The sequence below is a fragment of the Streptomyces sp. ICN903 genome (genome assembly GCF_022015835.1).
Lineage (GTDB): Bacteria > Actinomycetota > Actinomycetes > Streptomycetales > Streptomycetaceae > Streptomyces > Streptomyces fenghuangensis.
In genome coordinates this window covers 1-7,191 of record NZ_JAKMAY010000290.1, presented here as the reverse complement: position 1 = coordinate 7,191, position 7,191 = coordinate 1, and the positions used below count along the sequence as shown (strand labels likewise).

9 protein-coding genes are annotated in these 7,191 nt (G+C 73.4%); 4 read left to right on the top strand and 5 right to left on the bottom strand.

The genetic code is table 11. From position 1 onward, the window contains the following. The first annotated feature begins 160 nt into the window (after positions 1 to 160). The 4 genes from L7D48_RS23555 (at position 161) to L7D48_RS23540 (ending at position 2,667) form a co-directional block, all read left to right on the top strand. Positions 161 to 862, top strand: a complete 702-nt coding sequence (locus L7D48_RS23555) for a phosphodiesterase (protein ID WP_237882221.1) — start codon at positions 161 to 163, stop codon at positions 860 to 862. A 148-nt stretch (positions 863 to 1,010) separates the two neighbouring features. Next, positions 1,011 to 1,406, top strand: a complete 396-nt coding sequence (locus L7D48_RS23550; protein ID WP_237882226.1) for a DUF4383 domain-containing protein — start codon at positions 1,011 to 1,013, stop codon at positions 1,404 to 1,406. 81 nt (positions 1,407 to 1,487) lie between these two features. Continuing rightward, complete coding sequence (locus tag L7D48_RS23545) at positions 1,488 to 2,351, top strand: MBL fold metallo-hydrolase (protein WP_237882219.1); 864 nt, start codon at positions 1,488 to 1,490, stop codon at positions 2,349 to 2,351. Positions 2,352 to 2,403: 52 nt separating this feature from the next. Next, on the top strand, positions 2,404 to 2,667 hold the full coding sequence (locus tag L7D48_RS23540; protein WP_237882217.1) for a hypothetical protein: 264 nt from the start codon (positions 2,404 to 2,406) through the stop codon (positions 2,665 to 2,667). Between the two features lie 32 nt (positions 2,668 to 2,699). Here the strand turns inward: L7D48_RS23540 and L7D48_RS23535 are convergent, their stop codons facing one another. The 5 genes from L7D48_RS23535 to L7D48_RS23515 are packed head-to-tail and all read right to left on the bottom strand — an operon-like array spanning position 2,700 to position 6,758. After that, positions 2,700 to 3,998, bottom strand: a complete 1,299-nt coding sequence (locus L7D48_RS23535; RefSeq protein WP_237882215.1) for a PP2C family protein-serine/threonine phosphatase — start codon at positions 3,996 to 3,998, stop codon at positions 2,700 to 2,702. A gap of 16 nt (positions 3,999 to 4,014) precedes the next feature. After that, entirely contained in the window at positions 4,015 to 5,025 is a 1,011-nt protein-coding gene (locus L7D48_RS23530) for a SpoIIE family protein phosphatase (protein WP_237882214.1), read from the bottom strand. Continuing rightward, positions 5,022 to 5,468: an anti-sigma regulatory factor gene (locus L7D48_RS23525; RefSeq protein WP_237882223.1), complete on the bottom strand. Its 447-nt coding sequence runs from the start codon at positions 5,466 to 5,468 to the stop codon at positions 5,022 to 5,024. The genes L7D48_RS23530 and L7D48_RS23525 overlap by 4 nt, the downstream gene beginning before the upstream one ends. Positions 5,469 to 5,475: 7 nt before the next feature. Beyond that, positions 5,476 to 5,889, bottom strand: coding sequence for an STAS domain-containing protein (locus L7D48_RS23520; protein ID WP_165869426.1), 414 nt, complete (start codon positions 5,887 to 5,889; stop codon positions 5,476 to 5,478). Further along, the gene (locus tag L7D48_RS23515) at positions 5,886 to 6,758 is read right to left on the bottom strand and encodes an STAS domain-containing protein (RefSeq protein WP_237882212.1); all 873 of its coding nucleotides are present in this window, start codon (positions 6,756 to 6,758) and stop codon (positions 5,886 to 5,888) included. The genes L7D48_RS23520 and L7D48_RS23515 overlap by 4 nt, the downstream gene beginning before the upstream one ends. Positions 6,759 to 7,191: the final 433 nt, after the last annotated feature.

Here is a 7,191-nt window from a genome sequence, read left to right as displayed (position 1 = left end):
GTCCAGTATGGGCCCTCCCCCGGCCGGCCGGTAAGGCGGCGGTCCGGTGCCGGGGCGCGCCGGGGTTTCGGCACCGGCCCCGCGGCAACTGCGGACCGGGACGGTTCGCCCGGAACCCGCCGGCGAGTCCGGCCGGTCCGCCCACCTCCAGGAGGCTCCGATGCCCCGACCCGTGCCCCTGCGTGTACGCGGCACCCGGGCGGGCTTCAGGCAGCTCGCCCGGCTGCGCCACGCCCCCGCCTTCCACCCCGACGGTCTGACCTGCGCCGGTGAGCTGGTGATGCCCGGTCCCACCGGGGCCGCCTGGGGCGTCCCCTGGCTGGACGGGCTGGGCCGGTACGAGTGCCTGGTACGCCTGTCCCGGGGCGCCGGCCTGCCGCGGCCGCTGCCCGACTGGCTCGGACTCGCCGTCCGGACGCTGGACGCGGGCGGCCCCGGCCGGCCCGTCGACCTGCTGCTGACCAGCAGTGCCCGACCTCCGGTACTGCGCCGGTTGCCACTGCCGCGCGGCGACGCGCTGGGCGGTCCGTACAGCAGTCTGCTCACCTACCGGGTCGGCGGGCGCGGCATGGTGCTGGCCGCCTTCCCGCGCCGCCGGCTGCGCCCGGTCCACGGCAGTCCCCCCGCCCTGCGGCAGGCGCTCGCCGGCGGCCCGCTGGTGTTCGACCTGCGGGCCGCCGAGCCGCTGGGCCGGTGGCGGACCTTCGCGGTGCTCACCGTTCGCTCGCCGCTGCCGGAAGCGCCCCGCTCCACCCCGGGCTTCGACGTCCACCGCAACAGCCTGCCGGAACTGGCGCCGGGCACGGCCTTCGCGGCGGTGCGGCCGGCCGCGTACGAGGGATCCCGGGAGGGCCGCGCCTGAGGAAGCGTCACCCGCCCCGTTTCCGTCCGGGAAGCGGGGGTACTCCGTACCGGCCGTCAACCGACCCCGAGTGGAGATGATGACGATGGCCAGCACAGGTCCGAGGGCGGCGAGCACAGGGCGCCGCGCACCGGTGAGCACCGCGGCCATGGCGGTGTCCTTGGTCTTCCTGCTGGTGGGGATCCTGGGGTTCATCCCGGGCATCACCACGGACTACGGCGACATGCAGTTCGCGGGACACGAGTCGCAGGCCCAGCTGCTCGGCCTCTTCCAGGTGTCGATCCTGCACAACCTGGTGCACCTCGCCTTCGGTGTCGTCGGCCTGGCCATGGCCCGGAGCGTCGCCGGGGCCAAGGCGTTCCTGATCGGCGGCGGTGCGATCTATCTGCTGCTGTGGCTCTACGGGCTGATCATCGACAAGGACAGCGGCGCGAACTTCGTGCCTCTGAACTCGGCCGACGACTGGCTCCACTTCGTACTGGGAGTGGGCATGATCGCTCTCGGCGCGGTCCTGGGCGGTCGCCGCACCACGGCCGCCGCCTGATTCCGGTCGTCCCCGGTGGGGCGGTACAGCGCCGCCCCACCGGTCCACCGGAGACGATGAAGAACGCGAGGAGGCTCCGCCATGCAGCCCGCGCCGCCCCCGGGAGCCGCCGAGCTCCTCTTCGTCGGCAACGCCACCCTCCTGATCCGCTACGGCGAGCTGAAGCTGCTGACCGATCCCAACTTCCTCCACCGCGGCCAGTACGCCTACCTGGGCAAGGGGCTGCTGTCCCGGCGGCTGAGGGAGCCCGCCCTGCGGGTGGAGGACCTCCCGCCGGACCTGGACGCGGTGGTGCTGTCCCATCTGCACGGCGACCACTGGGACCGGATCGCCCGCCGCAACCTGCCCCGCTCCCTGCCGATCGTCACGACCCCGCACGCCTCGCGGCGGCTGCAGGGACTGCACGGGTTCAGCCGCGCCACGGGTCTGCCCACCTGGCACGACCACGTCCTGGTGCGCGGCGGCAGCCAGGTGCGGATCACGGCGCTGCCCGGCCGCCACGGCCCCGGCCCGGTGGACTTCCTGCTGCCGCCGGTGATGGGCAGCCTGCTGGAGTTCGGCGACCCGGGAGGGACGGTACGGCTGCGGCTGTACATCTCCGGCGACACTCTGATGTTCCCCGGCGTCCACGAGATCGCGCGTCTGTGCCCGGACATCCACCTGGCGGTGGTCCACCTGGGCGGCACCACGCTCCCCGGAGGGCTGCTGGTGACCATGGACGCCCTGCAGGGTGCCGACCTCGTCTCCGTGCTGCGTCCGCGCCGCGTGCTGCCGGTGCACTACGACGACTACACCGTCATGAAATCCCCCCTGTCGGACTTCCTCCGGGAGGCGGAGCGGCCCGGTTTCCCCTCCGGCGTACTGCACTGCCCGCGGGGGGAGCGGGTGACCGTCGACGCCGCCGGCCCGGTCGAGGCCGGCGCGGCGGGGCCGGGGCGGCCCTGAGGGTTCCAGGGCCACGGGAAGGACCGAGGCAGTCGAGAGGAAGGCCCACGAGGTGCCGAGCACGAACACGATCACAGCCCAGCACGTACGGGAGCTGCTCAGCTCCTCCGACCCCGATCCCCGGCTGGTCCTCCTGGAGGGCCACCCGCGGGTGGTGCCCGCCGCCGAGGCCGGTGCCGACCGCTACCGCGGAGCCGTGGAGGTCGTCTCCCGCGACGACCTCACCGCCCGGATCGGCCCGGGGGCGCCCTCGGAGCGGGACCTGGAGGCGCTGGCCTCCAGGCTGCAGACCGTGGTCTCCGAGCTGGGCGGCTGAGGAACCCCGCCCGTGCGCGTCCCGCCCGCCGCTCAGGCGGGCGGGACGCGCACGGCCAGTGCCAGTGTGTCGTCGGGGTGCAGGATGACCGTGTGCATGTCCTCGGCGATGGCGCCGGGGACCTCCGTGATGGGCCTGTCGGCGTGGCGGCGGGACGCCTCGATGAGCCGCTTCTCGCCCTCGCGCGGGTCCTTGCGGCTCTCGGTGAGACCGTCGGTGTAGAGGATGAGCATGTCCCCGGGCCCCATCCGGGTGTGCAGCAGGCGCTCGCTGCCCGGCAGCGGGTAGCCGATGCCCCGGCCGCGTACCTCCAGGTACTCGGGCTCGCCTCCGGCCGGCAGCAGCAGCGCCGGCGGGTGGCTGCCGTTGGCCAGGAACAGGTCGCCGGTGGCCGGGTTGATCCGGGCGAGCAGCACGGTGGACATCAGCTCGCTGTCGAAGGGCATCAGGATCTCGGCGGTCCGGGCGATGATCGACTCCAGCGGATGCCCCTCCAGTGCCAGGGTCCGTACCGCGTGGGTGACGTTGAGCGCGCCGCGCGTGCTGGTCACACCGTGGCCGAGGGCGTCGACGACGGTGATGTGGACGGTGCCGTCGGGAAGCTGGAGCCAGTCGTACAGGTCACCGCCGGTGGGCGCGTCGGTGCCGGCCGGCGCGTAGTGGACGGCCATCTCCAGGCCGTCGACCTCGATGGGCGCGGGCCGCAGCGCGTCCTCCAGCTCGCGCAGGGTCTGGCCGTGGGCCTTGCGCAGCTGTTCGTCGCGCTCCTCCAGCTGGACGTAGAGGGCGAGGGTGCCCCGGTTGGTCTCGGCGAGTTCGTGCTTGAGCCGCCGGTGCTCGGCGGTGAGGGCGTCCAGACGGGCCAGCGTCGCGCGCAGTTCCTGCTCCACCGCGTGGATCTCCGACGTGGGGCAGTCGCCCCCGGCCTCCGGTCCGCCGCCGCTGCGGGCGGGCGGGACCGTGCCGGCCTCGCCGCCGCTGCCGCCGTCACCGCGCCGGCCGGGCAGCGGCATGCGCCAGGTGGCCGAACCCCCGGAGGCGAACTGGGCGGGGAGGGGAAGGTCGGCGATGCCGTCGCGGTCGGCCGTCAGATCACTGAGGGTGTCGAGCGTGACGACGAGCTGCCCCGCCGATTCGCCGCCGGACGGCTCGGCGTACGCCTCCAGCCGTACCGGCCGCCCCGCCGCGATCTCGGTCCGCGCCAGCTCCACCGCGGACATCACCAGCCGGGCCCTGGTCTCCACCGGCAGCCGGTGGGCGCGCGCGATGCCGCGTACCGCGTGTCGCAGGCTCGGCAGCGTGTGGTGGTGGGAAGTGGTGTTGTCGGTCATGGAACCTCTGGGCCGCTCAGGCCGCTTGGACGGTGAGCACGGTGGCGTCGTCGCGGACTCGCCGGTGCCCGTGGGCCAGGGACGCCGCCAGCAGGGGCGGCGGAAGCCGCAGCAGAAAGGTGGGCGGGCTGTGCGACCAGCGGGACTCGATGCCGTCGCTGTGCAGGACGACCGCCGCCCCCCGCGCCAGGGGCACGGTGCGCGGCCGGGGGGTGGGGACGTTCCAGCCCACGATGCCGGGCTGGCCGGCCATCCGGTGGGCCACCTCCCCGCCCGAGAGCACCGTGGCGCGGATGTTGCCCGTGCCGCAGTACTCGGCGCGGCCGGGGCGCAGCCGCACCACGCCCGCCGCCGCGCCGCGGGTGTGGCGCAGCGAGCGGTGCAGCGAGGTCAGGATCTCGGCCAGAGGGCGTTCGGGTGCGGTGTGGAAGGCGCGCAGGGCGGAGCGGGCCGCCTCGGCGGCCGCGGCCCCGTGTCCCAGCCCGTCGACGACGAGGCCGGTGAGGGCGTCGCCGGCGTCGGCCACGGCGCAGGCGTCGCCGCAGTGCTTCTCGCCGTGGGCGGGCAGGCACACCGATCCGACGCCGTACCGGGCCTTCGGCTGCCCGCCGGGAGCGGACAGCCGGGCGTTGACCAGGGTGCCCGAGCCCGGTTGGGTGCGGATGGTGAACTCGGTGGCGATCCGGCGGACCGCACCCAGCCCCGCTCCGAGGGAGCCGGTGGTGGTGTAGCCGTCGGCCATCGAGCGGTCCAGGTCGCGGATGCCGGGTCCGCGGTCGACGGCGGTGATCTCCACCCCGTCGCCCCGGAGCGCCGGCTGTACGTACACCGTTCCGTCGGCGGCGTGCTTGACCTGGTTGCTGGCCAGTTCGCTGGCGATGACGGCCGCCTGGTCGGGCATGGCCCCGGGCAGCCCGCACCGCTGTGCGCAGCCGCGGGCGGCCGAGGCCGCCACGTGGATCGCGCTCTCGTGGTCGATGCGGATCTCTTCGGTCAGGTCCTCCGCGGCGGGGGACGGCCGGCTCACTGCGTGTTCCAGCGGGTCACACTGATGGTGGTGCCCCGGCCCGCTTCGGTGTGCACCTCGAACTCGTGCATGAGGCGGCGCGCGCCTCCCAGTCCGTGACCCAGGCCGGAGCCGGTGGTGAAGCCGTCGGCCAGCGCCGCCTCCAGATCGGGGATGCCGGGCCCCTCGTCCCTGACGGTCAGCCGTACGCCCCGGCGTCCGGCGTTCCTGGGGAACTCGATGGTCACCGTGCCGCCCCCGCCGTGGATGTAGGCGTTGCGCGCCAGTTCGCTGGCGGCGGTGACGACGCGGGTCTGGTCGACGAGCCCGAAGCCGGTCTCGACGGTGGCGGCCCGTACCGCGTGCCGGACCGTGATGAGGTCCTCGTCGGTACGGACCGGGTAGGTGGCCCCGGCGCTCGCGGCGCCGCCGCCTCCCTCGACGGGGGCCGCCGGGGCGCCCATCGTCCTTTCACCCGAGAGTTTCACGCCGGGTCACCCCTTCCGGGGGCCGCGGGGCATGGTGCCAGCCCAGTGCGGCCATCCCCTGCTCCGCGTTGAGTGCGGTCTCCACTCCGGTGAGTTGCAGGCCCAGCTCGACGAGGGTGATCGCCACGGGCGGCCGCATGCCGGCCACGATCACCCGGGCGCCCAGCAGCCGGGCCATGGTGCTCAGCTCGGTCAGGGTGCGCGCCACGAACGAGTCGATGATCTCCAGCCGGGAGATGTCGATGAGGACTCCCGTGGCCCGCTCGGCGGCGATGCGCTCGGTCAGCTCGTCGGCGAAGACGGTGGCCGTCTTGTCGTCGAGCTCGTTGATGAGCCCGGTGACCAGTACGTCACCGAGCCTGAGGATGGGGATGTCCATGGACTGGCGGCCGGTCATCGGTTCGTCGTCGCCCCGGTGGCCGGTGAGTCCTGTCCCGTCATGTCGACCGCCGCGGCCAGGGCGTCGGCGAGGGTGGCGCGGGTGAGGATGGTGGACAGGTCGATGCCCAGCTGGGCGATGGTCTGCGCGATGGAGGGCCGCACGCCGCTGATGAAGCAGTCGGCACCCATCAGGCGCACCGCGTTGACGGTCTGCATCAGGTGCTGGGCGACGGCGGTGTCGACCGTGGGCACACCGGTGATGTCGATGATCGCCACCCGGGCGTCATGGGTCTGGATGGACTGCAGGAGGTTCTCCATCACCACCTGGGTGCGCGCGGTGTCCAGGGTGCCGATCAGCGGCACGGCCAGGATCCGCTTCCACAGGTGGACCACGGGGGTGGACAGTTCCAGCAGCTGGCGGCTCTGCCGCTGGATGATCTCCTCGCGGCGCTCCACATAGGCGTTGAAGGACAGGGCGGCGGCCTCGTCCAGCAGCCGGTTGATCGTCAGGGCCGCCGGGAACAGCTCCCGCGGATCGCGGTTGTCGCGCTCCACGGCCTCCAGCAGGGCGTCCTTGAGCGCCAGAATGGCCAGGGACGTGGCCGTCGGGGTCGCGCCGCTGCGCTCCCTGCGCAGGGACAGCTCCATCACCGCGCCGCGCAGGTCCTGGTGGGCGTCGACCACGTTCTCCATGCCGTAGTCGCTGTTGAGGGCCCCGCCCAGCAGGACGAGGAGCGCGTCGGCCTCCTCGCGCAGTTCGCCCTCGTCTATCCCGATCGCCGCACGTTCCTGCTGCAACTGCACCCACCGGTCGGCGATCTCGTCGCCGCGCTCGCGGATTGCGGTTGTCAACCGGTCTCGTACGGCTGCGTCGCTGGCGTTCACTGACAAGCCCTCTCACAGTCGTTCGTCGCCGGCCCACGCCCGTGACGTCGGCATCCGGCTGGATGTGCGGGGTGGCGGGACAGCACCGTTCACCCCTTTTGTTGCCGTCCGGCAAATGTTAGCAGCGGCCGCGGAGCCTGTCGGCCCCAACCGACGGGACGTCAGGGCACGGTGGAACCCACCGGCCTCTGACGGGACCTTCCCGGAAACCGGCCCCCAATGCATCCCCGATCGATTGTTTCCATTTGACAACTGTGTCCGCGGCACAACAATCTTTCCCTGTCGCACCCGCCCCGACCGGCCACCACGCCAGGATTCCCCCGCGGTGCGGCGCTCCGCGGCGGCCACGAGGTGTGTGATGTATCGGTGAGGCAGAATGGCGACGCACATGCCCCCCAGGGCGGCGGCCTCACGCCGATCTCACCCCTCCACC